At 69.5% G+C, this 26114-nt stretch carries 19 protein-coding genes; 8 read left to right on the forward strand and 11 right to left on the reverse strand.

Annotated features, from left to right (window positions below; genetic code table 11):
- Positions 1-611: 611 nt before the first annotated feature.
- Positions 612-1589 (reverse strand): NAD(P)-dependent oxidoreductase, encoded by a 978-nt coding sequence (locus ACZ5DC_RS31715; RefSeq protein WP_468658386.1) that lies wholly within the window; start codon positions 1587-1589, stop codon positions 612-614.
- Positions 1590-1983: 394 nt separating this feature from the next.
- Between ACZ5DC_RS31715 and ACZ5DC_RS31720 the strand changes: the two genes are divergently transcribed.
- Together ACZ5DC_RS31720 and ACZ5DC_RS31725 are read left to right on the forward strand one after the other, a co-directional pair.
- Positions 1984-3945 carry an N-acetylmuramoyl-L-alanine amidase gene (locus ACZ5DC_RS31720; protein ID WP_468658388.1) on the forward strand — a complete coding sequence of 654 codons (1962 nt, stop codon included), beginning with the start codon at positions 1984-1986 and terminating at the stop codon, positions 3943-3945.
- Positions 3946-4762: 817 nt separating this feature from the next.
- Positions 4763-6505, forward strand: coding sequence for an endo-1,4-beta-xylanase (locus ACZ5DC_RS31725; RefSeq protein WP_468658390.1), 1743 nt, complete (start codon positions 4763-4765; stop codon positions 6503-6505).
- 91 nt (positions 6506-6596) lie between these two features.
- On the opposite strand, the gene ACZ5DC_RS31730 is transcribed toward ACZ5DC_RS31725, so the two are convergent.
- The 3 genes from ACZ5DC_RS31730 to ACZ5DC_RS31740 all read right to left on the reverse strand — a co-directional run bounded on the left by ACZ5DC_RS31730 (position 6597) and on the right by ACZ5DC_RS31740 (position 9266).
- Positions 6597-6887: a hypothetical protein gene (locus tag ACZ5DC_RS31730; protein WP_468658392.1), complete on the reverse strand. Its 291-nt coding sequence runs from the start codon at positions 6885-6887 to the stop codon at positions 6597-6599.
- 46 nt (positions 6888-6933) lie between these two features.
- Entirely contained in the window at positions 6934-8208 is a 1275-nt protein-coding gene (locus ACZ5DC_RS31735) for a glycoside hydrolase family 6 protein (protein WP_468658394.1), read from the reverse strand.
- A gap of 92 nt (positions 8209-8300) precedes the next feature.
- The gene (locus ACZ5DC_RS31740) at positions 8301-9266 is read right to left on the reverse strand and encodes a glycoside hydrolase family 6 protein (RefSeq protein ID WP_468658396.1); all 966 of its coding nucleotides are present in this window, start codon (positions 9264-9266) and stop codon (positions 8301-8303) included.
- Positions 9267-9476: 210 nt separating this feature from the next.
- On the opposite strand from ACZ5DC_RS31740, the gene ACZ5DC_RS31745 reads away from it, so the two are divergent.
- The gene (locus tag ACZ5DC_RS31745) at positions 9477-10490 is read left to right on the forward strand and encodes a LacI family DNA-binding transcriptional regulator (protein ID WP_468658398.1); all 1014 of its coding nucleotides are present in this window, start codon (positions 9477-9479) and stop codon (positions 10488-10490) included.
- Between the two features lie 60 nt (positions 10491-10550).
- Here the strand turns inward: ACZ5DC_RS31745 and ACZ5DC_RS31750 are convergent, their stop codons facing one another.
- Positions 10551-12155: a glycoside hydrolase family 43 protein gene (locus tag ACZ5DC_RS31750; protein ID WP_468658675.1), complete on the reverse strand. Its 1605-nt coding sequence runs from the start codon at positions 12153-12155 to the stop codon at positions 10551-10553.
- Between the two features lie 371 nt (positions 12156-12526).
- Here ACZ5DC_RS31750 and ACZ5DC_RS31755 point away from each other — a divergent pair, with 371 nt between their 5' ends.
- The gene (locus ACZ5DC_RS31755) at positions 12527-14173 is read left to right on the forward strand and encodes a glycoside hydrolase family 27 protein (protein WP_468658400.1); all 1647 of its coding nucleotides are present in this window, start codon (positions 12527-12529) and stop codon (positions 14171-14173) included.
- A gap of 133 nt (positions 14174-14306) precedes the next feature.
- On the opposite strand, the gene ACZ5DC_RS31760 is transcribed toward ACZ5DC_RS31755, so the two are convergent.
- The gene (locus ACZ5DC_RS31760) at positions 14307-15296 is read right to left on the reverse strand and encodes a helix-turn-helix transcriptional regulator (protein ID WP_468658402.1); all 990 of its coding nucleotides are present in this window, start codon (positions 15294-15296) and stop codon (positions 14307-14309) included.
- A 93-nt stretch (positions 15297-15389) separates the two neighbouring features.
- Between ACZ5DC_RS31760 and ACZ5DC_RS31765 the strand changes: the two genes are divergently transcribed.
- Both ACZ5DC_RS31765 and ACZ5DC_RS31770 read left to right on the forward strand, forming a co-directional pair.
- A complete protein-coding gene (locus tag ACZ5DC_RS31765) occupies positions 15390-15788 on the forward strand; it encodes a VOC family protein (protein WP_468658404.1) in 399 nt (132 codons plus the stop codon).
- A 231-nt stretch (positions 15789-16019) separates the two neighbouring features.
- Positions 16020-19034 carry a tetratricopeptide repeat protein gene (locus ACZ5DC_RS31770; protein ID WP_468658406.1) on the forward strand — a complete coding sequence of 1005 codons (3015 nt, stop codon included), beginning with the start codon at positions 16020-16022 and terminating at the stop codon, positions 19032-19034.
- Positions 19035-19231: 197 nt separating this feature from the next.
- Here ACZ5DC_RS31770 and ACZ5DC_RS31775 read toward each other — a convergent pair whose 3' ends face one another.
- Positions 19232-20200, reverse strand: a complete 969-nt coding sequence (locus ACZ5DC_RS31775) for a LysR family transcriptional regulator (RefSeq protein ID WP_468658408.1) — start codon at positions 20198-20200, stop codon at positions 19232-19234.
- A gap of 91 nt (positions 20201-20291) precedes the next feature.
- Here ACZ5DC_RS31775 and ACZ5DC_RS31780 point away from each other — a divergent pair, with 91 nt between their 5' ends.
- The gene (locus tag ACZ5DC_RS31780; protein ID WP_468658410.1) at positions 20292-21137 is read left to right on the forward strand and encodes an alpha/beta fold hydrolase; all 846 of its coding nucleotides are present in this window, start codon (positions 20292-20294) and stop codon (positions 21135-21137) included.
- A 411-nt stretch (positions 21138-21548) separates the two neighbouring features.
- Here ACZ5DC_RS31780 and ACZ5DC_RS31785 read toward each other — a convergent pair whose 3' ends face one another.
- The 4 genes from ACZ5DC_RS31785 to ACZ5DC_RS31800 form a co-directional block, all read right to left on the reverse strand.
- The gene (locus ACZ5DC_RS31785) at positions 21549-21752 is read right to left on the reverse strand and encodes a cold-shock protein (RefSeq protein ID WP_014670069.1); all 204 of its coding nucleotides are present in this window, start codon (positions 21750-21752) and stop codon (positions 21549-21551) included.
- Positions 21753-22171: 419 nt separating this feature from the next.
- Positions 22172-22369: a hypothetical protein gene (locus ACZ5DC_RS31790; protein ID WP_468658412.1), complete on the reverse strand. Its 198-nt coding sequence runs from the start codon at positions 22367-22369 to the stop codon at positions 22172-22174.
- A gap of 455 nt (positions 22370-22824) precedes the next feature.
- Positions 22825-23067 carry a DUF5302 domain-containing protein gene (locus ACZ5DC_RS31795; RefSeq protein WP_468658414.1) on the reverse strand — a complete coding sequence of 81 codons (243 nt, stop codon included), beginning with the start codon at positions 23065-23067 and terminating at the stop codon, positions 22825-22827.
- A gap of 205 nt (positions 23068-23272) precedes the next feature.
- A complete protein-coding gene (locus tag ACZ5DC_RS31800; protein ID WP_468658416.1) occupies positions 23273-24688 on the reverse strand; it encodes a DEAD/DEAH box helicase in 1416 nt (471 codons plus the stop codon).
- 821 nt (positions 24689-25509) lie between these two features.
- On the opposite strand from ACZ5DC_RS31800, the gene ACZ5DC_RS31805 reads away from it, so the two are divergent.
- Positions 25510-25908, forward strand: coding sequence for an RICIN domain-containing protein (locus ACZ5DC_RS31805; RefSeq protein ID WP_468658418.1), 399 nt, complete (start codon positions 25510-25512; stop codon positions 25906-25908).
- The last annotated feature ends 206 nt before the right edge of the window (positions 25909-26114 follow it).

The following is a 26114-nucleotide window of genomic DNA, read 5'->3' on the forward strand; positions in this document are numbered from 1 at the left end:
CCGGTCAGGGCGGCTCTCGCGCCCAGGGCGAGTGCACGGACCCTACCGAGGCGCTTTCGGCGCCGCGCCAGGGCCGGAACGGGACCCGGTTGATCTTGCCGACGTGGGCTCACTGACTTCCTCTCGTGCTGCGGCAGAGCTGTGTCCGGCCCGACGGCGGGGAGCAGGCAGGGACAGGGGAGGCCGGGGCGAAACCGCGAAAGCGGCGTACGTGGTGGGCGCCCCTGCGGACGTGACGAACGGCACGGCAGCTGCGGAGACATGTCTCGGACGCCGGAACGACTATACACAGTGTGTGTAGTCACACACGGCAGCGCCGGGTACACGCCCAGGACGCGCACCTCAAACAGGCTCGTCATCGTCGGCTTCCCGGTCTGCGCGGCCGGGGCGGCCTCCCCGGGACGGTACGACGAACCGCGTGGTGTTCCGAGGGTCGTCCCCGACCTCGGCGCGCAGCACGTCCAGGCCGTGCGGCTCAGCCGCGGCGGGCGGGGCGTACCTCGGGCCCAGCAGGCGCGATTCGCAACGGAGGTTCCGCCGCCGGCCGACAGCACGCCCCTCAGGAAGGGCCGAAAGCGGTAGACGCCGGTGAGGACGTGCTGGACATGTCTTCAGGCCGCCTGTTCGTCGACTTGGGCCCCGGTTGTCGTCAGGACGATGTTGTGCAACTCCTGGCCCCGCTGGTAACGGCCCAACTGCTGCCGCAGGAAGTCCTTGCTCATGGCCTGGAACGCGTCCGTGAACGCCGCCACGTGGGGAGTGATCAGCACGCCAGGCAGGTGCCACAAGGGGTGGTCGGCCGGCAGGGGTTCCGGATCCGTGACGTCGAGCGCGGCCCGCAGCCGCCCGGCCCGCAACCTGCGGACCAGGGCGTCGGTGTCGACCAGTTCGCCCCGCGCGATGTTCACGAGCATCGCGTCGTCCCGCAACAGCGCCAAGGTGTCCGCGCCGAACATGCCGCGCGTCCGGTCGGTCAGCGGCGCGCACAGCACGACCGCGTCGACCGTGGGCAGCAGCGTGGGCATCTCCGCCACCCCGTGAACATGCCCCGCCCGGGACGTACGCGCCGTGCGAGCCACGCGGACCACCTCGCACCGGAACGCGCTCAGCCGGGCGGCCACCGCCGCGCCGACGGCCCCGTAGCCGACGACCAGGACGCGTTTGCCGACCAGTGTGGTCCGGAACTCGGGCTGCCATCTGCCCTCGGCCTGTCGCGCCCTGAAGTCGTCGAGTCCCCGGCACAGCGAGAGCAGCAGGGTCACCGCCAACTCGGCTGTGGCGTCGCGGTGCACACCGCGGCCGGTCGCAAGCCGCATGCCGGGGGGCACGCCGTCCGGCAGCGGCATGACGTACTCGTAGCCGGAGCTGAGCAGTTGGAGCACATCGAGGTTGTGCATGCGCGGCAGCACCGAGCGCAGTACGAGGTCGGCGCCCGGCGACGGTGGACCGACCAGGAAACGCACGTCGTCCGGATCGCCGGGTAGTGCGGTCGAGCCGTCCCAGAAGACGTACCGCAACCCGTCCGTCAGGCCGGGGATCTCGTGTGGGGGGTACGGGAGCCAGACGGTCTTGGCGTCGCCGTCCTTCATGGTAGATCAACTTCTTCCAGCTTCGGTGCCGCGCAGACGGACACGGACACACATAGTGGTCCACGCGGATGGTGGTTGCCCTATGAAGTTTCATGCATGCGTGGGACTGAACGTGTCAGTCGATGTGAAGGTTTGATGTGAAGCTCGCCACTCGATGGGCTGGTCGGCACGGAGTGAGCACCATCAAGAGCGTCCGTCAAAGCCCGCTCGGCCCGTGGCGCACTGCATTCCACCAGGTGGTGACCGGTGATCGAATACCTCGACTCGGATGAGCCGGCGTCAGCTTCGCCGACCTGATCCTTGACACAACGTTGTGATCGGTTGTCCACGACGTCTGCTACGTTCGGAGCGCATCGAACTTGGCCGACGTGAACTTCCGGCCGGACGACAGCCGATGCGACTTTCACCTCTGCCCGAATTTGGGAAGTTGATGACCGAAGAGAAGAAATCTCGTCGGAGGCATGCCCTCCGGCGGCGTCCCGTTGCGCTCGGTGCCGCGGCCGTGGCCGTGGCCGGAGCCATCGCCGTTCCGGTGGTGGCGCAAGCGACGCAGGGCGACCCCGCGAGCGACCCCACCCTGCAGAAGGCATTCGCGGCTGCCGCGGCCGAATACCACGTTCCCCCTCAGGTGTTGCTCGCGGTGGCCTATGAGCAGTCGGCCTGGGACACCCATGCGGGACAACACAGTGCCTCGGGTGGATACGGCCCGATGCACCTCACCGACGTCACGCCCGAGATGATCGCCGGCGGCTCCGCAGGCATGGCGGGCCGCGCCGAGGCCGTCCAGCTCGCGAAGGGCGAGGACAAGCACACTCTGCGTACCGCTGCGAAACTCTCCGGGCTGTCCGTCGACAAGGTGCGTACCAACCCGACGGCGAACATCCGCGCCGGCGCCGCGCTGCTCGCGTCGTACCAGAAGAAAGTGGACGGCAAGACCTCCGACGATCCGAACGACTGGTACGGGGCTGTCGCCCGGTACAGCCAGGCCACGGTGCGACAGAGCGCGTCGGCGTTCGCGAACCGGGTCTTCGACACCATGAGGAAGGGTGTCGCCCGCACGACGGACGACGGCGAGACCGTGCGGCTCACCGCCGACTCCGGGGTCACCCCGGCCACCTCGCAGATGAAGGCGCTCAAGCTGCCGAGCGCCAAGACGACGACCGACCCCGAGTGCCCGCCGACCCTGAACTGCGCCTTCCTTCCGGCGGCCCCGCGCAACGGGCAGGTCTCGGACCGGCCCGCGAACGGCATCAGGATCGATCAGATCGTCATCCACGACACCGAGTCGCCCTACGACTCGGCCATCGCCACGTTCCAGGACCCTGCGAGTTCCACCTCGGCCCATTACGTGGTGCGCTCCTCCGACGGCGCGGTGACCCAGATGGTGCCCACCAAGAACGTGGGCTTCCACGCGGGCAATTACTCCACCAACCTGCACTCGATCGGCATCGAGCACGAGGGCTACGCGGCGCACGGTGCCACCTGGTACACCCAGTCGGAGTACCGGGCGACCGCGGAACTGGTGAAGTACCTGGCCAAGCGATTCGACATCCCGTTGGACCGTCAGCACATCATCGGCCATGACAATGTCCTGGCACCGGCCGATCGGTTCACCAAGGACCAGCACTGGGACCCGGGGCCCTCCTGGGACTGGGAGCGCTTCATGGGCTTGGTCGGTGCTCCACCGAGGGCACGGCACGGCGTCGGCCCCGTGGGCTCCGCCGTGACGATAGCACCGGCTTTCGCCCGGAACGAGCAGACCATGGAGCTCTGCCCGCAGGATGACGGCAGTGACGCCACCAAGGAGTGCACGACCGTGCGCCAGGCGTCGAACTTCATCCGTCTGCGTACGGAACCGCGTGCTGACGCGCCGCTCTTCGCCGAGCAGTCCATCCACCCGAACGAGCCCGGCAGCGACCGGATCAGCGACTGGGGCTCCGCCGCCCAGGCCGGGCAGCAGTTCGTCGTCGCCGCCAAGAGGGGCGACTGGACTGCCATTTGGTACAGCGGCAGCAAGGTCTGGTTCCACAATCCGCACGGTCGCCTCACCGTCCCCGCCCGTGACGTGACCATCGTCCGGCCCGCTGGTACCGAGTCCCTGAAGGTCTTCGGCACCAGCTATCCGGACGCCAACGAATACCCCGAGGGTCTCGCGCCGTCGACGCAGGCTCCGCTGAGCATGTACAGCGTTCCCCTCGGGCAGGCGTATGTGGCCACGGCCGAGCCGGCACCGACGGACGACTTCTTCCCGTCCAGCGGCAAGGTCGTCTTCGGTGCCGAGAAGATGTACACGATCCAGTACAGCCACAAGACCGCTCTCATCCACGCGGATGAGGTCAATGCCACGCGGCGCTGAGTGATTTCTCCGTGCCCGCCAGGGCTGGCCGGCCGTCGCACGTGAACCCGACGGTCAGCCAGCCCTGGTGAACTCCTCCGCGGCCGATGCCGCCGTCGTCCAAGACATGGCGTTGCGGCCCCCGGGGCAGCGACGAGTGGCCGGCACGGTGACAGATGCGGTGCCCTGGCCGATGGGCCGCCCGCCCTCAGTGCCTCAACGGCCTGGGGGCACCACCGGTGGCCGGCCGCCGGACAGCTCGCGCGGACGGCGGCGGGCGTAGCCGGCCATGCCGGTCATCTCCAGGGCCCCGGCGATCCGTTCGCCGAGGCCGGCTCGCCCGTTGACGAGCCCGCGCCACTGGCGCCCCGGAGCCCCTCCGCACGGACCAAGGCCGTGTGAACACGGAGAAGGCCGTCCCTTCCCCGTCACGAGGACGGACTACCCGACACGTGACGGCTCGGGCATCAGGGACTATGTGCACGTCTGGGACCTCGCCGCAGCCCACATCGCGGCGATCGAGCGTTCCGGCTCTGCCCTCGAGGGGCCGAGGCGCCCGATCGCAGATCAACCTGCGCACCGGCTCGGGCACCACGGTTCGGGAACGTCCCACCATCCGCCGGTCAGCGAACCGTGAGCGCTACTTGCGTACCGTCTCCGTGGATACCCTGAAGTCCGCCGGCACACGCGTGTTTGTTCCTTCCGGGCAGGCCGCAACCATCCGGGCCCGCCACACGAGCTGGGACCTGCCCCAGAAACCGTCGTACCTCGTGTGTGATGAACTGTGGCCCGGTTCCGAGACGTTGATCCCGTCTCGGACAAGAGAGGGGGAGGGGCCGTGGACCTTGGCGGGGGGACGTGGCAGCGACTGACCGCCGTGCTGCTCGTCATGGCGGTGGCGGCCGGGTGTACGGGGCAGGGCGAAGGCGCGGGCGGCGGAAACGACGAAGACCTGCTGCGGAATCACGACTGGACGCAGATGCCGGGCACCACCGCGCGGAACGGCATCCTGTGGGTCAGCGCATTGGATCGGCACATCGTGGAGCAGGACTCCTCCGGCGGCCAGCCCAACCCCCCGCTGAACCTGGCCGGCCCGCATCTTGAGTCCGATGGCGACTTCACCGTCACCGCGCGCATGTCCGGCGTGGGTGACGATGACGGCGACTCATGGCTGCGGTTGTACGGACGGGTACCGGTCATCTACGACGAGTGGCGGCAGGAGCGGCCCTCACTCCGCGTCGGCGTGACCGCTGACGGACGAGTGAGGGTGCAGATCTGGGACGGCGAGGGCGATGAGCCGGCCACCTCCGAGGATTTCGGCTGCGGCTGCTCCGGGACGGTGACGCTCGCCGTGTCGAGCATCGGTGACACCTTCCGCGTGGCAGCCGACGGGCGGCAGCTGGGCACCGTGCAGGACCCGGGGGTGTTCGCCGAGGGCACTGTCTGGTTCGGTCTGGAGGCGGACGCGGGCGAAGTCGAGCGCCGCGAGGGATGGCGTCTGACGCAGCTGACCGCGCGGGCAGAGAGCGGTGACTCGCTCCGCGTGGTCAAGGCGCCGCGGCTACACCAGGAGCAGTCCGACAACTCGCTGCGTGCGCGGGCCGCAGACGTGGGGCGGCCGTTCGACGTCGGCACCGCTTTGGCCGAGAACCCGCTGCTCACCGACTCACGCTACCGGGCGCTCGCGGGGAGCCAGTTCTCCATGCTCACTCCGGAGAACGCGTTCAAGCCACAGTTCCTCCACCCACGCCGGGGCGTATACGACTTCCGCGACGCGGACCTACTCGTACGCTTCGCCCGCGCGAACGACATGAAGGTGCACGCGCACACCCTCGTCTGGCACGAGGCTCTGCCCGACTGGATGCGGGAGAACGACGACCCCGAGGAGGTGCGCCGGACCATGCTCCGGCACATCGCCGTGGTCGCCGGGCACTTCAAGGGAAAGGTCGCGGAATGGGATGTGGTCAACGAGCCCATGTCCGACGACGAGAAGAGCTACACCAACGGGGATCTCGGTCTGCGCTCCGAGCAGAGCCCGTGGTTCGAGGCCATGGGCGAGGAGTACATCGACGAGGCGTTCAGGGCCGCCCACCGGGCCGATCCGAAGGCACGGCTGTTCCTCAACGAGTACGGGGCCGAGGAGAAAGGTGAGCGGTGGGACGCCCTTTACGATCTGGTCGAGCGGCTCAAGGAACGTGGCGTACCGATCGACGGCGTGGGTTTCCAGAACCATGAGTACGCACCCGGCGACCGCATCGACCCGGAGACCTTCCGCAGCCATGTGCGGGATCTGGCGGAGCTCGGGGTTCAGGCGCGGGTGTCGGAGATGGACGTCCCCATAGGTGAGGACGAGGAGGACGGGCGGCAGACCCAGGCTGATGAGATGGCTGGCAAGCTGCGGGTCTGCCTGGAGGAGCCGAACTGCACATCGTTCTCCACATGGGGATTCACCGACCGGTACGGTTCCACCGCCGACACCAAGATCTATCCTCCGCGCACGGCCGATTCCCTGCCGTGGGACGCGGCCCTGCGGCCGAAGCCGGCGTACGAGCGCCTGCTCGAGACCTTTGACGAGGCGTGAGGAACCAAGGTGCGATCTCTCGGTTGGGTGTCGGTGGTGGTGAGAGTCGGTCAGTGCTGATGTGGGCCTGTGGTCTTTCAGCACCGGGGGGTCATTGCCATGGACGAGAGATGTGGGCACCCGCCCCGGCGTGATGGCCTCCGCCGTCATCTCGTGTGCGGACGTCCTGATCGAAGATGGAGCCGGCCGGGCGGAAGCGCTGGGCGGTCACCGGGGCGCACCGCTGGGCTTCGACGAGGTCCAGGATGTTCTGCTGCGTGCCTGGCAGACGGCCGCCGAGCTCTTGCCCGAAGTGTTCGGCGATCCGGCCGGGGGCACCTCCGACCTTGTTCTCGTCCTCCGGCTCTCGGGGCACGCGTACGACATGTCCTTCCTCGGGCACGAGTTCTTCTCCGGGAAGCCGGAGGACGGCTCGCAGCCTCGACCGCTCAGCGGTTGTAGGTCAGGCGCGGTGCCGCTTTGCGGGCCAGGGTGTGGGCCTGGTCGGGCCACCAGGTACCGGCGGGCGGGTCGACGATGCCGTACTCGGGGTCGATGGCGCCGCCGGTGTTGCGCGTGCAGCTGCCGTCGGACTCACCGGGGATCTTGATCCACAGGTAGGCGTCGACGAGGGGTACGCCGGTGTCGGCGGTGGGACGCGGGCCGAGACCGCGGCCGGGTGCGTTGCACCAGGCCTCCGGGTCCCCGGTGTACTTGCCCGGCTCTGGGGTCCAGGCGCCCAGACCGTTGCGGCTGGTGTCGATCACGAAGTGCTGCGACCGGTCGGCCGGCGGGGTGCCCACGTTCTGGTCATACCAGGCGTCGGTCCACCGCCAGGTGGCGGGATCGGCGGAGGAGACCGCGTTGCCGGGGGTGCCGTCGTTGGGGGCGGCCGCCGAGTAGTACTGGTCGGCGCACCGCCCGGCGTGGCCGTGCCCCTCCTCGGGTCCTTCGGTGGCGAACCACATGCACTTGGAGATCCAGGTGCCGTATCTGGTGTTGTGGTCGGTGGGGTGGGTGTTGGACACGTTCAGGGCGAAGCCGTCACTGCGGCGGACCCCGGCGTCCAGCAGCCGCTGGGCGATCTCACCGACGGGCCGCCATTGGACGTTCCCCGCGTCCAGGTAGACCGCGGTGCGCGGCCTGGCCTTCAGGGTCTTCACGGCGTAGGCGAGGTCGGCGATGCGGGCGGCGGTGAGTTCGCCCGTCGGGTCGGTGGTGGGTCCGCAGTCCCTGGGGAGGAGGGCCGTGCCGTCGGGTTCCACGACGACCACCGCCTTGCTGGTGCCGATGCCCGCGGCGAAGGCATCGATCCATTGCCGGTAGGCGGCGGAGGATGCGGCTCCGCCACCGGAGTACTGCGCGCAGTCCCGGCCCGGGACGTTGTAGGCGACCAGGACCGGGGTCCGGCCCACGGCGCGCGCACGGCGGACGAGCTCACCGACCTTGCCGCGCACCTCCTCGGGCGTGCCCTCGGTGAACCATGCGGCCTGCGGCCAGCCGGCGAGCTTGGCCATGTTCACGGCGTTCCCGGTGTCGCCGCCCGCGAGGTCCGCGAGGGCCTGCTGCGCGGCCTTGCTGTGCGGGTCCACGTAGAACTTCGTGGCCGGGGTGATCAGGTCCTGCGTGGGTGTGGCCTGTGCCTGCGTCGCGGTCAGAGCGGCGCCTGCGGTGAGGGCCGCGACGACGACGGCCGCGCGGCGCCGAAGGCTGCGTGGATTCATGGTTGCTTCCTGGTCGGATGAGGTGGTGGAGGCGGATGCCCGCCGGCCGGGCGGAACGCCGATCCGCCTGTGCGGGCGGCGGGAGTCCCGGATCAGTAGCCGTAGATCATCTTGTAGGCGACCTCGGGGAGGAACTGTCCGGCCGTGGAGCCGGCTCCGACGCCGCAGTTGCCGTCGGACTCGCCCGGGGTCTTGATCCACAGCAGCATCTCGGCGCCTCCGCCCGTCCGGGTGGGGGTGCCGATGCGGCGGCCCGCGGGGTTGCACCACTGGCCGTTGGAGCCGTTGCCGTTGCGGCTGGTGTCGACGACGAAGGGCTTGGTGTAGCCGTAGCGGGCACTGAGCTCGCTGTTGACGGCGTTGCCGAAGGCGGTGTTCTCGGCGGTCGTGAAGTAGTTGGAGACGTTGAGCGAGAAGCCGTGGGCCTGACGGAGGCCGGCTTCGTGCAGGCGCTTGGCCATGGTCGCCGGACTGACCCAACCCGGGTTGCCGGCGTCCATGTAGACCCAGGTGTTGGGGGCCTGGCGGCTGAACTGGGCGAGGGCGTTGGTGAGCATCGCCTCTCGTTCGTCGATCTGAGCCTGGGTCATACAGCCGTAGTCCCCGAGGGAGTCCGGTTCGAGGATGACGACCGCCGGGCGGCCTGCGATCCCGCCGGCGAACTGGGCGATCCAGTTCGCGTAGGCGGACGGCGAGGCGGCCCCGCCCGCTGAGTGCCCGCCGCAGTAGTCACGGTTGTAGATGTTGTAGGCGACGAGGGCGGGCAGCTTGTCGGAGTAGTCCGCCGCTCCGACGTACGCCCCCGTGGCCGTGCCGATGGTGCCGCTCCAGGAGCCGAACCAGCGGGCCATCGGGGTGTTGGCGACGGAGGCGTTGATCGCGGCCGCCCGGCCGTCGCCGGGGTTGGCGGCCACCCACCGCTTGGCGCTGGAGTCCGGGTCGACATAGAACCCGCTGGTCATGGTGGTCGGGTCGGCCGCGTGGGCGGATGGTGCGAGGGCGAGCGCGGACGGCAGGGCGAAGAGGGCCGCCACCAGTATTCGCATGCTGCGGCGCATGGCTGTACCTCGATTTCCTGAGCGGGACTCGAGTGCATTGGGAGCGCTCCCACTGGAAGCGGTCCCAATCGTGGGGTGGGCTGGTTGAGCTGTCAATACTCGGCGCAAGACTCGACCTCGACCGCAACGGGGAGCCCGCGAGAACGGTGGCTGGAAGCGCTCCCAGCCGACCGCACCGTGCGCCGGCGACCTGTGAGAGACTCCCGGCTCATGGCAGAAGATGCGCCGCGTCGGCAGCCGACGCTCGACGAGGTGGCCGAACGCGCCGGCGTTTCCCGCTCTGTGGCCTCCCGCGCCCTCAACAACGCTCCGCACGTCAGCCGCGCCAAACGTGAAGCCGTCGAACGGGCCGTACGGCAACTCGGTTACGTCCCCAACCCGACCGCCCGCGCCCTGGCCACCCGGCAGACGGGAGCGGCCGCCCTGGTCGTCTCCGGAGAAGATCCGTCGATCTTCGCCGATCCCTTCTTCGCCCAGGTCATCGTGGGGGCGTCGGCCGCTCTCGAGGAGGCGGGCCTGCATCTGATGCTGTGCCTGGCCGCTTCCGACCGCGGCCGCAAGCGGGTTGCGGAACTCCTTCGCTCCAGGGGCGCCGACGGCGCCATGCTGATGGCGCTGCGCGAGGACGACCCGCTGACCCCGGTGGCCGAGAAGGCGCAGATGCCCGTCGTGTTCGGCGGACGCCCGGTCGGTACGACTCCCCGGTGGTACGTCGATGTCGACAACGTCGGCGGGGCGCGCAAGGCGACCGAGCACCTGCTCTCCCGCGGCCTGACTCGTGTGGCCGCGATCTGCGGGCGGCTGGACACCGAGGCCGGGCGCGCCCGGTACCGCGGCTACCGGGACGCCATGCTCGCCGCCGGCCTCGATCCGTTGCCGCCGCAGGAGGGGGACTTCACCGAGCACAGCGGAGCCGCCGCCATGGCCGCGCTGCTGGCGAACCGCCCGGAGGTGGAGGGGGTGTTCGCAGCCGGCGACAACATGGCGGTGGGAGCGCTGCGCACACTGCGGAAGGCCGGCCGGCAGGTCCCCGCCGACGTCGCCGTGGTCGGATTCGACGACCTGAGCGTCTCCCGGAACGCCGATCCGCCGCTCACCACCGTCCATCAGCCCATAGAGGCTCTGGGTCGGGAGATGGCCCGCATGCTGGTCGCCCTCGTCAACGGCCAGGACCCCACCGCGCTGATCCTGCCGACCCATCTGGTCGTCCGTTCCAGTGCCTGACGGCTGTGGCGGGGCCCCGGCTGTCAGCAGGTGGTCGGGTGGTGCGATCGGTGGACCGGTTCAGGGCGTGGACAGCTCGAACCGCGTGATGCGGACAGCGCCGCCGAGTGCCTGCGTGGCGTGGTTGAAGAGGGCGAATCGGTAGCCCATGAAGAACCGCCAGTCGTTGCCCATGGAGAAGGCGGGTCCGAGGCGGGTGAAGGTGGTGCCGTCGGTGCTGTAGGAGAAGGTGCCGGGGCGTGGTGCGCCGGGGCGGATGTCCGCGGTCGCGCGCAGCCAGACGCGGCCACCGGAGACGGACGTGCTCGCGACCTCGGAGCCGGTGCCGGTGGTGTTCCAGTCGGTGTCCATGGTCAGCCCGGTGACCATCACCACCCGTGTCACGCCGCCGTCGCGTTTGACACCGATCCACGCGGAGGCGTCCCGCAGCAGTGCGAGTCCGGCTCGGTCGCCGTCCCGCATGGCGGAGTGGTCGAGCTGCACGGTGGCCGTGGAGGTGGGGCCCTGGATGCGGTGCGTGAGGGTGTTGCGGGCCCAGTAAAGGTCGTCGGTGACGGTGGCGGTCCGGAGGGTCAGCCCGTCGCCGACCGACCACTTGGTGTCGTCCGGGTTGTGGTTCCACTCCCACCTCGGTTTGAGGGTCGTACCGTCGAAGGTGTCGACGCCGGTCATGGGGGTGACCTGACGGGGCGGAGGGGGCACGGCGGGGCTGGGATACGAGGTGCCCCACGCGCCGTCGACGAGTTGTACGACAGGCCAGCCGTCCGAGGTCCAGGTGACGGGGGCCAGCGCGGGCACCCGGCCGCCGGGATAGGCGTCCACGAAGGCCAGGTAGTACCAGGCGCCGCTCTGCGTCTGCACCAGCCCGCCCTGGTGCGGGACGCCGCCGCCGGGGATCGGCCCGCGCAGGTCGAGGAGGACCTGCCGCATCGTGTAGGGGCCGAAGGGGCCGCTGGACGACTTCAGGACGTACTGCCCGTTCGCGGGGCGGGTCAGGAAGATGTAGTACTGCCCGTTGATCTTGTAGAAGCGTGAGCCTTCGAGGGTGCCGACGCTCGACGGCGTCGTGAACACCTGCTGCGTGCGGACCTGGGTGCGGCCGTCGGGCGAGAGCTGGGCCACGCTGATGGCGGTGTTCCCGTACGCCACGTACAGGGAGTCGTCCGTGTCGACGAGCAGCCCCGCGTCGTAATAGGGCGTGCCGATCGTCGTCAGCCTGTTCCACGGTCCCTCGGCGGCGGTGGCGGTGTAGACGTACGTCCGGGTGAAGTCGATCTGGCCGAGCCAGTAGAAGGTTCTGTTGCTCGGCCGGTAGGCCAGTGACGATGCCCAGATTCCTCTGACATAGCCGCGGGAGCCGTTCAGGTCGTACTTGGCGCCGAAGTCGAGTACCGGCACCGAGTGGCCGGCGATCTCCCAGTGCACCAGGTCGTACGAGCGCAGGACGGGTGCGCCCGGCGAGTAGTGCATCGTCGAGGCGGAGGCGTAGTACGTGTCGCCGACCCGGATGACGTCGATGTCCGCGAAGTCCTGCCAGATCACCGGGTTCGTGTACGTGGAGGCGGCCGCGAGAGCGGCTCCACGGGGCAGGAGGGCGCCGGCGGCCAGACCGGTGGCGGCCGTGAGCGCACGCCGACGGGATAAAGGTTGTTGGGGCCATGACATATTCATCTGCGGGCGCCCTCCTCGGCTTCATTAGGGTGGAGCGGCTCTAGTACGTTCGGTATGTCGTACACGGGTCGACTGATCGAGCATCCTGGATGATAGGAGACCGATCGCACCCGTCAAGACTCCCCGCAGTTTCGGCACGTCGATCGACACATTCGACACCGGACGGCCCGCGCTACCGCCGGCCTCTTCACCCTTGACCCAGGTCGCGGCCCCCGCAGACGGTGATCGGCCCGAAGCGCAGTCGGCTTGTTCCAGCGACGTTGACATGTTCAGGCTCCGCTCTAGTATCCGTGGAAGCCCTAGATTTCCGAATGTCGATCGAAATTTCGAACTGTCCGTTCCTCGCCGTGCCGAAGGAGCCCCAGGTGCTCAGACGATCAGGCGGACGACTGCTCCGCCTCCTCGCGGCCGCCGCACTGACCATCACCGCGACCGTGACGGCCTCGGCCCACTCCACTGCCTCGGCCGCGCCCGGCAGCCCCGCGCTCACGCCACCTCTGGGGTGGAACAGCTGGAACAGCTTCGGATGCGGGGTCACCGAGGCACAGGTGCGCCAGGCCGCCGACGCGATGGTCTCCTCGGGCATGCGGGACGCCGGCTACCAGTACGTCGTGGTCGACGACTGCTGGTTCGACCCGCAGCGTGACGCGGCGGGCAACCTGCGGGCCGATCCGGCCAAGTTCCCGAGCGGGATGAAGGCGCTCGGGGACTACATCCACGGCAAGGGCCTGAAGTTCGGGATCTACCAGGTGCCGGGCGAGCGCACCTGCGCGCAGACCAGCGGCGCCTATCCGGGCTCGACCGGCAGCAGGGGGCACGAGGCCCAGGACGCAGCCACGTTCGCCTCCTGGGGCGTCGACTACCTCAAGTACGACTGGTGTTCCTCCAGCGGCACCCGCGACGAGCAGGTCACGCGGTTCACGCTGATGCGTGACGCCCTGCGCGCCACCGGCCGGCCGATCGTCTACTCCATCAACCCCAACAGCTTCCACGCCATCACCGGCTCGACCTACAACTGGGGCGAGGTCGCCGACCTGTGGCGGACGACCGAGGACCTGCTCGACATCTGGCAGAACGGCAACACCAACAGCTACCCGATGGGGGTCGGCAACGTCCTGGACGTCACCGCGCCGCTGGCGGCGCAGTCGGGTCCGGGACACTGGAACGACCCGGACATGCTGGTCGTCGGCCGTCCCGGCCTGACACTGACCGAGTCCCGCTCCCACTTCGCCCTCTGGGCACTGCTGAGCGCCCCGCTCATGGCCGGCAACGACATCCGCACCATGTCCGCGGACGTGAGCGCGATCCTGCGCAACCCGCGCCTGATCGCGGTGAACCAGGATCCGCTGGGCGCGGGCGGGCGCAGGGTGCGCGACGACGGCGCCACCGAGGTGTTCGCCAAACCCCTGTCGGACGGCTCTGTCGCGGTGGGCCTGTTCAACCGCGGAGGCGGCACCTCGACGGTCACCACGACCGCGGCGCAAGTCGGCCTCTCCGGCGGCCCGTTCACCCTCACCGACCTGTGGACCGGCGGCACGTCGAGCACGTCCGGGCAGATCTCGGCGAGCGTCCCCGCCCACGGCGTGGCCGTGTTCCGGGTGACCGGCGGCAGCCCCCTGGCCGCCACCACCTCACGTCTGCGGGGCAACGCGTCCGGCCGCTGCGCGGACGTGGACAACTCCTCCACCGCCGCCGGTGCCACTGTACTGCTCTGGGACTGCCACACGGCTGCCAACCAGCTGTGGACCACATGGGCCGGCGGGGAGATCCGCGTGTACGGCGACAAGTGCCTGGACGCGTACAACCAGGGCACCGCCAACGGCACCCGCGTCATCACGTGGCCCTGCAACGGCCAGGACAACCAGAAGTGGACGCTCGGCCCGGACGGGTCGATCCGCAACGTCCACGCGGGCCTGTGCCTCGACGCCGACGGGGCCGGCACCGCCAACGGAACGCCGCTGGTCCTGTGGACCTGCAACGGCCAGGCCGGCCAGAAGTGGACCCGCGCCTGAGCAACCGCCACCCACCGGCCGGCCGGCTTCGCCCGCACCGGCGTTCCCGACATCACGTGCGGGCCGCCGAGACCGCCCGGCAGTGAGGGACGGACGCCCGCGCTGCCTCGCTCATGACATCGGTGCCTCGTTGTCAGGTTCGGCGGGCACAGGACGTGAGGCGATCGGCGAGCGCGATGACGAGGTCGCGCAGTTCATCGGGGCGCTCGATGACGAACGGCTGGTCGAGTGAGGCGAGTACCGGAGGCAACCAGTCGAGCCGCTCCGCCCGCAGCTCGACGCGCAGCCAGCGCTCGTTCGCCCGGTCCTCGCCGGCGGCGGGCTCGTGCTCCTCCAGACTCGCGACGCTGACGGGAAGGTGGGCGCGGATCTGCTCAACCGTCCCGTGGATCCGCAAGGTCACCTCATGCCGGTACCCGGCCGTGGCGAATCCTGACAACACGCGCTGTGCGGGAGCGGGGCCCACGGGCTCTTCGAATGAGCCGGGCAGGGTCCGCGCGTCTGCGATGCGATCGAGCCGGAAGGTTCGGTCCTCGCCGATCTGGGCGTCCTTCCCCGTGACGTACCACCGGCCCGCGTGGGCGACGATCCCGTACCCGTGCAGCGTGCGTTGGCTGGGCCGTCCGTCACGGTCGGTGTAGCGGATCGAGACCGGTCGGCGGTGGCGCACCGCATCGGCGAGGGTGAGCAGGATTCCGGCGTCCGGGGTGTCGAACTCGCCGGGCTGATCCGTGAAGGCGAGAGCTTCCAGGAGTGTGTCGAGCCGACGGGCGATGTGTTTGGGCAGCACGCGCCGGATCTTCGCCGACGCCGTCTCGTTCGCCGTGCGCTCCGTCGTCGTCAGCCCTGTCCGGCGGCCGGCGACCAGGCCGAGCAGCACGGCCAGCGCCTCGTCGTCGCTGAGCATGAGCGGAGGCAAGCGGTACCCGGGAGCCAGGCGGTACCCGCCGTAGCGGCCGCGCACGGACTCCACGGGCACGTCCAGGTCGATCAGCTGGTCCACGTACCGCCGCACAGTGCGTCCTTCGACGCCGAGACGGTCGGCGAGCTCGGCCACGGTTCGGGTGCCGCCCGACTGCAGCAGCTCCAGGAGTGTCAGCACGCGGCCGGTGGGTCGGGACATGTTCGCAGCCTAACGCGAATACAGGACCGATTCTGTCCCCTATTTCTCCTAGCCTGCGACGTGTACGCCACCAGCACAGCCAAGGAGATTCCGATGGACTTCATCTCGGTCCGCATCATCACCGGCGACGTAGCGCGCCTCGTCGAGTTCTACGAGCGCGCCACAGGAGCGCAGGCGAGGTGGGCCAACGAAGACTTCGCCGAACTCAAGACCGCGGGCGCCACCCTCGCGATCGCCGGCACCCGCACCGTCCCGCTGTTCGCCCCGGGCTCTGCCCGCCCGGCGGACAACCACAGCGTGATCACCGAGTTCCTCGTAGACGACGTGGACAGCGTGTACAACGACCTGACCGGCTTCGTCACCGACTTCGTCACCCAGCCCACCACGATGCCCTGGGGCAACCGTTCGCTGCTGTTCCGTGACCCCGACGGCAACCTCGTCAACTTCTTCACCCCCGTCACCCCAGGAGCCATCGAGAAGTTCGCACGCTGACGCCACCACGCTGACGCCAAGCACAGCCGCTCACGTGGGAGCGCTGAGACCTCAGGGCTCCCGGTGAACGCGGCGGCCGAGTCCAGGAATGCCACCAGCCCGCAACGGACTGGAGCTGCGGCCGGGTGGAGTCTTCGTTCACCCTCAACCGGGCTCTCGAGACTCGTCATACTGCTGTGGCGCCGCTTCTGGAGCTCTGACGGTTGGCGGGCCTAGGTAGGGGGTGGAGGCATGTCGGGACGTGAGCGTCGATCGCGGGGTGAGCTGATCCGGCAACGCGCGCAGGCACACTTCGTGGGGAGGCGCGCTCAGGTGTCGCTCTTCACAGAGAACCTGGCGAAGGATCCGCTGGCGGAAACGGATCCGGCTGACTTCCTGTTCCATGTCCACGGGGTGGGCGGGATCGGGAAATCCACATTGCTGCGACAGTGGCGGGAAGTGGCACGGCGGGCCGGCGCATTGACCGCGGTAGTCGATGAGAACGATGTCCATGGCGTACCCCAGGCGCTGACGGAGCTGGCCCGACAGCTGGCTGAGGAGGCCGGTCCGCTGAAGGGGTTCGATCGGGCTTTTGAGCAATTCCACCGGGAGCAAGCAGCGACTACCGAGCCCATACCGACAGACAGCGCCGGCGGGGGCGAGGCATCGTTGTCGAGCCGTCTGGTGGCACAGGCCGCTCTGGGGGCGGTGTCACTGATTCCCGGAGCCGGGGTGGCAACCGCGATGACGAACCCGGAGGCCGCAGCACAAGGGCTGGACCGACTACGCGGTAGCGCTGGGGCACGCGGCCGCCGGGGGCGCGGGGCTGATGTCACGGGGTTGTGCCAGGCGTTCGTCGCCGAACTGGACCGACTGTCCAGACAGCATCGGTGGGTGGTGCTGTTCTTCGACACCTGGGAGCAGACCGGCCGCTATCTGGATCAGTGGCTCCGGGATATGGTCCAGGACACCTTCGGACCGCTGCCGGTGAACGTGATGGTGGTCCTCGCCGGCCGTGACGAACTGTCGGAAAGAGACTGGGCACCGCTCAGGGCCCTGGGAGTGCAGGACCTGCCTCTGGATGTGTTCACCGAGGCCGAAACACGGGCGCTGTTAGCCGCGCGCGGAGTGACTGGGCAGGGCGCGGTGGAGGCGGTGTTGCAGCTGTCCATGGGACTGCCGCTTCTCGTGGAGCTATTGGCACTGGCCCGGCCCTCGACTCCTGAGGACATCGAACAGGGTGGGGACGCTGTGGACGCGGTGGTCGAGCGTTTCGTCCAGTGGATCAACGACCCGCGGCAGCGTGAGACGGTGCTCGCCTGCGCGCTCGCGCCGCAACTGAACAGGGATGTGTTCGCAGTCGCTGCTCCACAAGACGGGCAGGACCTGTGGGAGTGGCTGAGCAGTCAGCCGTTCGTCAACGGGCGCGGAGGCTTCAAGCAGTACCACGCGGTCGTACGCGCCAGCATGGTGCGCCATCAACGTGCCCGTTCGCCGCAGGGCTGGACCATGGGGCACCTGCGACTTGCCGACGCCCACGCCGGCTGGCGGGCCGACGCCGAGCGGCGTGTTCCGGAGGCGGAGAGGTGGGGCGACGCCCAATGGCGCCGGCATTGCCGAGCCGAGGCGTATCACCGATTGTGTGCGCACCCAGCACCCGGTCTGGAAGGGGCACTGGAGCTGACCGTTCACGCCGCCGGACAAGACACGGCAGTCCTACGGGAATGGACCGACACTTTCGACCAGGCGGCCCGCGACACTGCCGATGCCACACTCCTCTCATGGGCCAAACGCTTCCAGAACGCCGCCGATGATGATCATCCCGCCCTTGCCGCGCTCACCGTTCTGCTGACCCATGGGCACCTGACTCTCCCGGCTCAAGCCTGGGCCCGTACTTACCGCGGCTGGCGTCTTTTCGTCGCCGACCGAGACGAAGAAGCCGTCACCGAACTCACCCGCGCCATTTCGATCGACTCTCGCAATCATTGCGCCTGGGCATACCGAGGCAGCGTCCATAGCTGGAACGGCCGTACCGATCAGGCGATCGCCGATCTGACTGTGGCCCTCGGCCTCAAGCCCGGATACGCCTGGGCCCTCGCCGAGCGAGGCGCCACTCACCGGTCGGCGGGTCGGTTCGATGATGCCGTCACCGACCTCACGGCAGCCCTCGAACTCGACCCCAGCCTCGCCCGGGCCCTTGCACAACGAGGGGAGGCCCACCAGCAGGCGGGTCGGTTGGACGCTGCCGTCACCGACCTGACGGCAGCGCTCGAACTCGACCCCACCAACACCTGGGCCCTCACCCAACGAGGCATCACCCACCGGTTGGCGGATCGGTTGCACGCTGCCGTCACCGACCTGACGGCAGTGCTCGGACTCGACCCCACCAACACCTGGGCCCTCGCCGAGCGAGGCGTCACCCACCGGTTGGCGGATCGGTTGGACGCTGCCGTCGCCGACCTGACGGCAGTGCTCGGACTCGACCCCACCAACACCTGGGCCCTCGCCGAGCGAGGCGTCACCCACCGGCAGGCGGGCCGGTACGACGTTGCCGTCACCGACCTCACGGCAGCCTGCGAACTCGACGCCGCCAACACCTGGGCCCTCACCCAGCGAGGGGATACCCACCGGCTGGCGGGTCGGTACGACGATGCCGTCACCGACCTCACGGCGGCTCTCGACCTCGACCCCAGATACGCCTTGGCCCTCGCCTTGCGAGGCGTCACCCACCGGCAGGCGGGCCGGTACGACGATGCCGTCACCGACCTGACGGCAGCCCTCGACCTCGACCCGGCCCTGGCCTGGGCCCGCACCGAGCGAGGCATCACCCACCGGCAGGCAGGCCGCTACCCGTCTGCCCAGGAGGACTTCGAGCGCGCGGCGATGGACGAGGGCCGGGATCTGGGCTTGCGCTTCGAGAAGTTGTTGCTCGATACGGTTGTTTCAGGGTTCGCGACCTGCTTGGCGCGATGGTCGGAGTTGCTCCTGTCCCCGGTCGAGACGCAAAAGGGGGATGCGACCAGGTTCTTCAATCTGTTTCGGGTCATGCTTCTGGAACCTAGCCGCAGCATGGCGGCGGCAACCGAAGCTTTCCTCGCGACAAGCCCCGACTACGACACCGTCACTGACCTTCTCCACTACCTGTGTGAGCTCACCGAGGGGAACGGCGAGCCGGCAGACCGTGCACGACAGTGCCGACAGCTCATCGCGGCGCATGCCCAACGAATGAGTGACCGTGCCAGACTGTCCGGAAGGCCTGGTGCGTAGCAGCCGATGACGGACCACCAGCGCGGCCGGCGCCGGCAGCGCCACCGCCCCCACCCACCGCGGCAGTCGCGTCGGCGCGGCCAACGCACCGTTCGGGCTGACCCTGTAACCAGTCGTTGGCCTGAGCAGGAGGCTCACCTGGGCCGGCGGCCGTAGTCGCCGCAGCGGTGGTCCCCCACTCGTCCCGCGACGCCAAGTCAGGTAGGGGTCGCGTCGCGGTCGCCTTCTTGCTGCGGTCCGAGTGGGCCGAGCCGGTGGTCGAGCGCGGCACCGACCTCGGGGCAGTTCTTGCGGATGATGTCGAGGAAGGCGTTCAGTGCCGGGGAACGGTCCCGCGCACGGAAGGACAGGATCAGATCGGGCAGAGGCGTACGCGGGGTCACCTCGCAGAACCACGTGCCCCGTCGTGGAGCGGTCAGCATGCGGGAGGGCCCCAGACCGACTCCCACCCCGCAGGCGGCGAGACCGATGATGGTGTGGATGTCCCTCGCGGCGGTCGCGCTGGAAAGCGCCGGGGAGTCCTTGCCGAGCAGGGTCCGCAGTCCAGCGACGACGGCGGGCTCGTCCTCGCCCGGCGCCACGATCAGCGGCTGTCGCCGCAGCTGCTCCACGTCCACCGAAGACTGACCCGCGTACGGGTGCGTGCTGCTCACGACCACGATCAGGTGGTCATGTCCGATCGGGACCGATACCAACTGCTCGGCGCCGACGCCTCGTGGCCGGCCGAGGCCGATCGCCACGTCCAGTTCACCGGCGACGAGTGCGGCCGTGCTGCGGCTGGTCGCCATCTCGTGCAGTTCCAGCCGTACCTCGGGCCGTTCACGACCGAACCGGCCCAGGACGTCCGGCAGGGGTTCGAGCAGCGCCGAGGCGATGAACCCCAGGCGCAGCCGGCCCGTCTCGCCGCGTGCTGCCCTGGCCGCGTCGACCGAGGCTGCCGTGATCTCGTCGAGCGCCCTGCGTGCACGGGAGAGGAAGGCCACGCCCGCAGCCGTCGGGAACACCCCCTGGCGGGTGCGGTCGAACAAGCGGGTGCCCACTTCCCGTTCGAGGTCGGCGATCTGCTTGGACAGCGGAGGCTGCGCGATGCCCAGCGCACCGGCTGCCCGGCCGAAGTGTGCGTACTCGGCGAGGGTCAGTGCGTACCGCAGGTGCCGCGCCTCCATGCCAGCCTCCGGTCATACCTGAGAAGTATCGTCCGCCAGCCTGCCAGATCTTTCACTGGATGATCGGGACCGGGTTGCGTGGAATGCAGTCATGACTGATCGCTCCCCCACAGACACCGTCTTCGTCTTCGTGCACGGGGCCTGGCACGGCTCCGGGCAGTGGGCGGCGACGCAGCGCGCACTCGCCGCACTCGGTGCCGCGAGCATCGCCATCGACCTGCCGGGACACGGCTTCGACGCGCCACTGCCCAGCGGATACCTCCAGCCCGGCCAGCCGGGCCTCTTCACCGAGAGGTCCGCGCTCGCCACCGCGACGATGGACGACAGCGCCGAGGCGGTGCTGGACACGCTGCGCCAGGGCCGCCACCACCGTCGTGTCGTGCTCGTCGCGCACAGCGCGGGCGGCGGCCCCGCGTCGCTGGCCGTCGAGCGCGCACCCGAACTCGTCGACGAGGTCGTCTACCTCTCGGCCTTCGTGCCCGCCGGACGGCCCCGGTTCTTCGACTATCTCGGCTCGCCCGAGAACGCCACCACACGAGGCCAGAGCCTCATCCTGGGCGATCCCGGGGAGCTGGGCGCCGTGCGGATCAACCCGCTCTCACAGGATCCCGCCTACGTCGAGGAACTGCGGCAGACCTATTACCACGACATTCCCTCGGACCGCTTCGACCGCTGGCGCTCGGCGCTGAGCCCCGATCTGCCGCTTGCGATCCCCACCGCCCCGGTCATCGTGACCCCGGGCCGGTGGGGGCGCGTCCCGCGGACCTTCCTGCGCTGCGCGGACGACCGGGCGCTGCCGGCGGCCGTGCAGGATCTGATGATCGCGGAAGCCGACCGGGCCATGCCCGGGAATCCGTTCACCGTGCACACCCTCCCGGGCAGCCACAGCCCGTTCGCCGCCCGGCCCCGTGAGCTCGCCGCGGCCCTGCTGCCGTGAGCGACGGACGCCTCGTGCTGCCGGTGGTGCTCAGCGCCGGTCCTCGCCGGATACACCCTGAGCGGAACCCGCATACGCGTGCCTGCTCATCCCCGCCGCACGGCTGGACGACCGGTACGGCTATCGTCGGCTGTTCGTGGCGGGCACGTGGTCTTCATCGCGGGCTCGGTGGCCGGCGCGTGCGCCCCCCACGCCGCGTCGCTGATCACGGCCCGGCTGGTGCAGGGCTCTGGCGGCGGCCTGGTCGCCCCCCAGGTCCTCTCCCTCATCCAGGCCGCCACCCCAGCGGTGCACCGACCGCGCCCCTCGGCTCGTACGGTGCCACCATGGCCCTCGCGTCACTGGCCGGGCCCCTGAGCGGCGGCCTCGTCCTCAGTGCCGATCTCTTCGGCCTCGGCTGGCGGGGCGCGATCAGGCGGGGCGGATGTTCTCGGCCTGCGGGCCCTTCTGGCCCTGCGTGACGTCGAACTCGACCTTCTGGCCCTCCTGCAGCTCGCGGTAGCCCTGGCTGGCGATGTTGGAGTAGTGGGCGAAGACGTCGGGGCCGCCGCCCTCCTGCTCGATGAAGCCGAAGCCCTTCTCGCTGTTGAACCACTTCACTGTGCCCTTGGCCATGACTGTCTCCTTTGAGGGAAACCGGGCACGCACGCTGCGCGACCGGGAGGTGATCGCCCTGGTCCGGAGAGGCGCTGAACAGCAAGAACGCCCGTGAGGCGATCACGGGCGAACGAAACTTCGGAACCACGACTGCTGATCACAACGTTATAACGGCATGACGGAAGCCGCTAGCGAAAACGCGCCGGCATCCGGGCCGAAACGAAGGGCTGGATCGCCCGTGAGGCTCGGCCGGTGGTGATCAAGCAGCTTCGCGCCCTCTTCTGCACGAGGCTGCGGCGAGGCATGGCGCATGGCCTCTCCCCGCCGCCGGCTGTTCTCCACCCACCGCCGCCGGCCGCTCATCAGCCTGTCGTCATCGACGCCTGAGCCGCGGCCCGGCAGCACGGTCCGCGGTTCCGGCGGCGGCCCCGCGAGCATCAAGGTCGGGCGCACCCGGACCGGACGGTGGCGAAGCCGCCGGGCTCGACGAGGCGGATCGCCTCGCCGTGGGCGGCCGGCAGGTCCGCGAGGGAGTCGGTGTTGCGGGCGACGGCCCTGTCGCCGCGCTCCAGGGCCGCCTGCGCAAACGCGCGGCCGGAGCCGCGGGAGGGACCGGTGACATGGCGGCGGTGCACCCCGCTCAGAATTGCACAAGATCGGACAGCGTCCACTCGGGGCAGGCCGGCACCTGCACGTCGTGGCTGGGCACGAAGGCGACTGCTGCCCGGAACGCGACCGTCTGTGCGTCGTTCAGCCGCGGCAGGACGGGGAACGACTGTCCTTGCCACGCGGATGTCCACCGTCACCCCGGACAACCGCAGTCGATTTTCACAGCGGCACAGGGGCACGCAAGGCGCACGACATCGGCCGCGTACCCTCGGACAAGGCAGTGCCCTCATCCCGGAATGGCAGTTCGGCGGCGCCACCGACACGAGCCAACCGCAGCTGGGCCATTCTCCCAGGCGAGTCCCCGGCTAGGCCCCGCCCGCGACGCGCGCACGGGCATGCGCACGTCGCGGGCCACTGCACGGGAGGCGCGCGTGGACAGCGCGAGTGCCGGTGAAGCGGTCAGAGCGCGGGACTCATCGACTCAGCCGCCGCTCTTGCGCCTGAACGACCGCTGGCTCGCAGCCGGACCATGCGCCGAACGCACCTTCGACGCATCGGACTTGGCGGCCATGTCAGCGGCGTCCGCCTGCGCACCGCGCTTGCGCGCCAGGGCTTCGCGGAACTTGCGCTTGAGGTCGTAGTTGCCGTCGCTGTCCGGTTCCAGAGGGGACGTCTCGGGGACAGCCGGCTCCGAACCTTCCGTAGATACGGGCTCTGCGGTCATGGTGATCTCCTGGGTTCGGGGGTGGGCAAGCACAGCTTGTCATGCTGGGCGCAGTGCGAGTCGCCGGCAACATCATTCTGCTCCGGTTCGGCGGGTATCCCTCTCGCGGCCAAAGGCGTTGACTCCGTAGGTGAGGCGCGCATGACGGCTTCGAGCCGGGCCGAGGGCTGGCGATCCCGTGGCCAGACTGCCAGGGCAACGGCTCTCAGCCGTTGCGACGCACGAGGGCGGCCCTGCGGGCCTCGGCGAGCTTGCGGGCCTCGCCGGCCTTTCGGGACTTGCCGCCGGCGCCGCGGGAGGTGCCCTTGCTGGTGCCGAGGCCGCGGAAGGGAGCGTTGGTGTTCTTGGGCCGAGGGACGGCGGGCTCGCCGTCGAGCGGGATCCCGGAGGGGGTCTTGGCGCCGGTGATCCGGCTCAGCTCCGCCTCGCCCGAGCGCACCTTGGTGACGATCGGCTCGATGCCGGCCCCGGCCATCACGCCGCTCGTCTCGCGGCGCTGGCCCGCCAGCACGAGCGTGACCACGCTGCCGGACTCACCGGCGCGGGCGGTGCGGCCCGCCCGGTGCACATAGTCCTTGGGGTCGGTGGGCGGGTCGACGTTGACCACGAGATCGAGGTCGTCGATGTGCAGGCCACGGGCCGCGACGTTGGTCGCCACCAGCACGGTGATCGCGCCGCTCTTGAACTGCGCCAGGGTCCTCGTGCGCTGGGGCTGGGACTTTCCGCTGTGCAGGGCCCCGGCGTGCACTCCACTGGCCCGCAGATGCCGGGTGAGCTGGTCGACTCCGTGCTTGGTGTCGAGGAACAGCAGAACGCGGCCGTCGCGGGCGGCGATCTCCGTGGTGACGGCGTACCGGTCGGGGCCGTGGACGACCAGCACGTGGTGCTCCATCGTCGAGACCGCGCCCGCGGAGGGGTCGACCGAGTGGACGACGGGGTCGTGGAGGTAGCGGCTGACCAGCTGATCGACGTCGCGGTCCAGAGTGGCCGAGAACAGCATCCGCTGGCCGTCGGGACGCACCTGGTCGAGCAGGTCGACGACCTGCGGGAGGAACCCCAGGTCGCTCATCTGGTCGGCCTCGTCCAGCACGGTGATCCTCACCCGTCCCAGGCGGCAGGCGTTGCGCTCGATCAGGTCGTGCAGGCGCCCGGGGGTGGCGACGAGCACCTCGGCCCCCTCACGCAGCGCGGCGATCTGCCGGCCGATCGACATGCCGCCGACGACCGTGGCCATCCGCAGCCGCAATGCCTCGGCGTACGGCGTCAGCGCCTGCGTGACCTGCTGGGCCAGCTCCCGGGTGGGCACGAGGATCAGAGCAAGGGGCTGCTTCGGTTCCGCGCGCCGCCCGGCCGTCCGTGTCAGCAGCGGCAGGCCGAAGGCGAGCGTCTTGCCCGAGCCGGTGCGCCCGCGCCCCAGGACGTCGCGCCCCTCCAGGGCATCGGGCAGTGTGGCGGCCTGGATGGGAAAGGGCTCGCGCACCCCGAGTCCGCTCAGCGTCCGCAGCACCTCCGTCGGCAGTTCCATACCGGCGAAGGTGACGGCCGGGAGCAGCGCCGGAGTCGTCGCCTCGGGCTGGGCGGGACTGCCGTACGCGATGCCGGAGTCATTGGGATGTTTCATAAGCAGCCTTCCGCAAGGGAACGTACCGAGGAAGGCCCGGCAGGTTGGAACAGCCCGCGCACAAGCCGAGCGGAACAGGCAGAATCGCCCACCGCGACGACCACGCAAACGCGTAAGGGTAACACATGGCATGCCCTCGCGCCGCGTCGTCGAGCACCTCTACGCCATCACCGACGGCGAGGTCCTGCCCGAGCCGGGCGAGCCCGCGGTCGTGTTCTGCCTGGACGAGTTCGGGCCACTCAACTTCCAGCCCCACCCCGGCCGCCAGACCCCGACCGCGAACCACGCCGGCGCCGCCGTGCGACCTACACCGACCGCACCGCGCAAGGCACCTGCGCGCTCGCCGCACCCGACGGATGTGCGCATCGCGATCGTCTGCGACACCTACTCACCCCACCTGACCACGAGGCGATGCCAGCTACATCAACCCGAGGTTCGACGCTGTCCGCCGAGCACTCAACCTCTCAACGAACCCGCAACACCCCGGGCCAGCCACCACCTCGTCCACCAACAAGCCCCCCAGCGAGCGTTACGACGTTTCGACGACATTCGAAACGTTGGTGGTTTCCTGAGACGGAAACTAAGTTGAGGGCGAGTAGTGCAAGGCACGAGTATCCCGCCGCCATGAAAATGCATTGCGATTGTGCGGCGTGCGATTTCCCGGAGGAAAGAGAGGCATGCGCATGCGATCACTCCGTACACTCGGTCAATTAGCCTTTGGGCTTTTGACCATGACCGGGCTGATGCTCAGCACATCAGGTACCGGATCGGCGGCCGAGACGGGGGTCCTCAGCCTCAGCGGGCCGGCCAACGTGCGCGGTATGGGCCAGTGTTGGGACCTGGGCTCCAACCAGGTCGGCGCGGAAGTCGTCATGGCCCCGTGCCACTACGAAGACACCTACCGAAGTCAGAAGTGGTACCGCACCACCAACTCCAACGTGGTGTTCAACATTCAGAACATCAACGGCCTGTGTCTGGACCTGCGCTCCAACGCAGTAGGCGCGCACGTGCTCACGGCGCCGTGCCACTACGAGGACACATACACCAGCCAGAAGTGGTATTGGAGCACGAGCGGCACCACGGTCAACTTCCGCAACGGCAACGGCCTGTGCATGGACCGGCCCACCACCAACGGCGGCCCCGTCGTCATGTCGGTCTGCCACTACGAGGAGTCCTACCTGAGCCAGAAATGGGCCGTGGTGGGCTACTGGACTGGGTGAGGTGGATCTACACCACCGGTGTACGCGGCCCGCGGCCCGCCGGTTCAGCGCGACGTAAGCCGCGGCCGCCGTTCACTCTCCCCGCATCGCCCCAGGCGCGCCCATCAGGACCGTGAAAAACCGGTCCGGCGCCTGGGGCAGGCGAGGAGACCAGTGCTGTGGCACGACGACGAACTGGCTCACCCACATGGTGAAGGCGATTCGTC

It is taken from the genome of Streptomyces sp. NPDC031445 (assembly GCF_055581365.1).

Coding starts and splice junctions, on each gene's coding strand:
- ACZ5DC_RS31780 (WP_468658410.1), top strand. CDS start 20,292: ATGACTGATCGCTCCCCCACAGACACCGTCTTCGTCTTCGTGCACGGG.
- ACZ5DC_RS31750 (WP_468658675.1), bottom strand. CDS start 12,155: ATGTCATGGCCCCAACAACCTTTATCCCGTCGGCGTGCGCTCACGGCC.
- ACZ5DC_RS31765 (WP_468658404.1), top strand. CDS start 15,390: ATGGACTTCATCTCGGTCCGCATCATCACCGGCGACGTAGCGCGCCTC.
- ACZ5DC_RS31805 (WP_468658418.1), top strand. CDS start 25,510: ATGGGCCAGTGTTGGGACCTGGGCTCCAACCAGGTCGGCGCGGAAGTC.
- ACZ5DC_RS31720 (WP_468658388.1), top strand. CDS start 1,984: ATGCGACTTTCACCTCTGCCCGAATTTGGGAAGTTGATGACCGAAGAG.
- ACZ5DC_RS31760 (WP_468658402.1), bottom strand. CDS start 15,296: ATGTCCCGACCCACCGGCCGCGTGCTGACACTCCTGGAGCTGCTGCAG.
- ACZ5DC_RS31740 (WP_468658396.1), bottom strand. CDS start 9,266: ATGCGCCGCAGCATGCGAATACTGGTGGCGGCCCTCTTCGCCCTGCCG.
- ACZ5DC_RS31745 (WP_468658398.1), top strand. CDS start 9,477: ATGGCAGAAGATGCGCCGCGTCGGCAGCCGACGCTCGACGAGGTGGCC.
- ACZ5DC_RS31775 (WP_468658408.1), bottom strand. CDS start 20,200: ATGGAGGCGCGGCACCTGCGGTACGCACTGACCCTCGCCGAGTACGCA.
- ACZ5DC_RS31800 (WP_468658416.1), bottom strand. CDS start 24,688: ATGAAACATCCCAATGACTCCGGCATCGCGTACGGCAGTCCCGCCCAG.
- ACZ5DC_RS31795 (WP_468658414.1), bottom strand. CDS start 23,067: ATGACCGCAGAGCCCGTATCTACGGAAGGTTCGGAGCCGGCTGTCCCC.
- ACZ5DC_RS31715 (WP_468658386.1), bottom strand. CDS start 1,589: ATGAAGGACGGCGACGCCAAGACCGTCTGGCTCCCGTACCCCCCACAC.
- ACZ5DC_RS31785 (WP_014670069.1), bottom strand. CDS start 21,752: ATGGCCAAGGGCACAGTGAAGTGGTTCAACAGCGAGAAGGGCTTCGGC.
- ACZ5DC_RS31770 (WP_468658406.1), top strand. CDS start 16,020: ATGTCGGGACGTGAGCGTCGATCGCGGGGTGAGCTGATCCGGCAACGC.
- ACZ5DC_RS31735 (WP_468658394.1), bottom strand. CDS start 8,208: ATGAATCCACGCAGCCTTCGGCGCCGCGCGGCCGTCGTCGTCGCGGCC.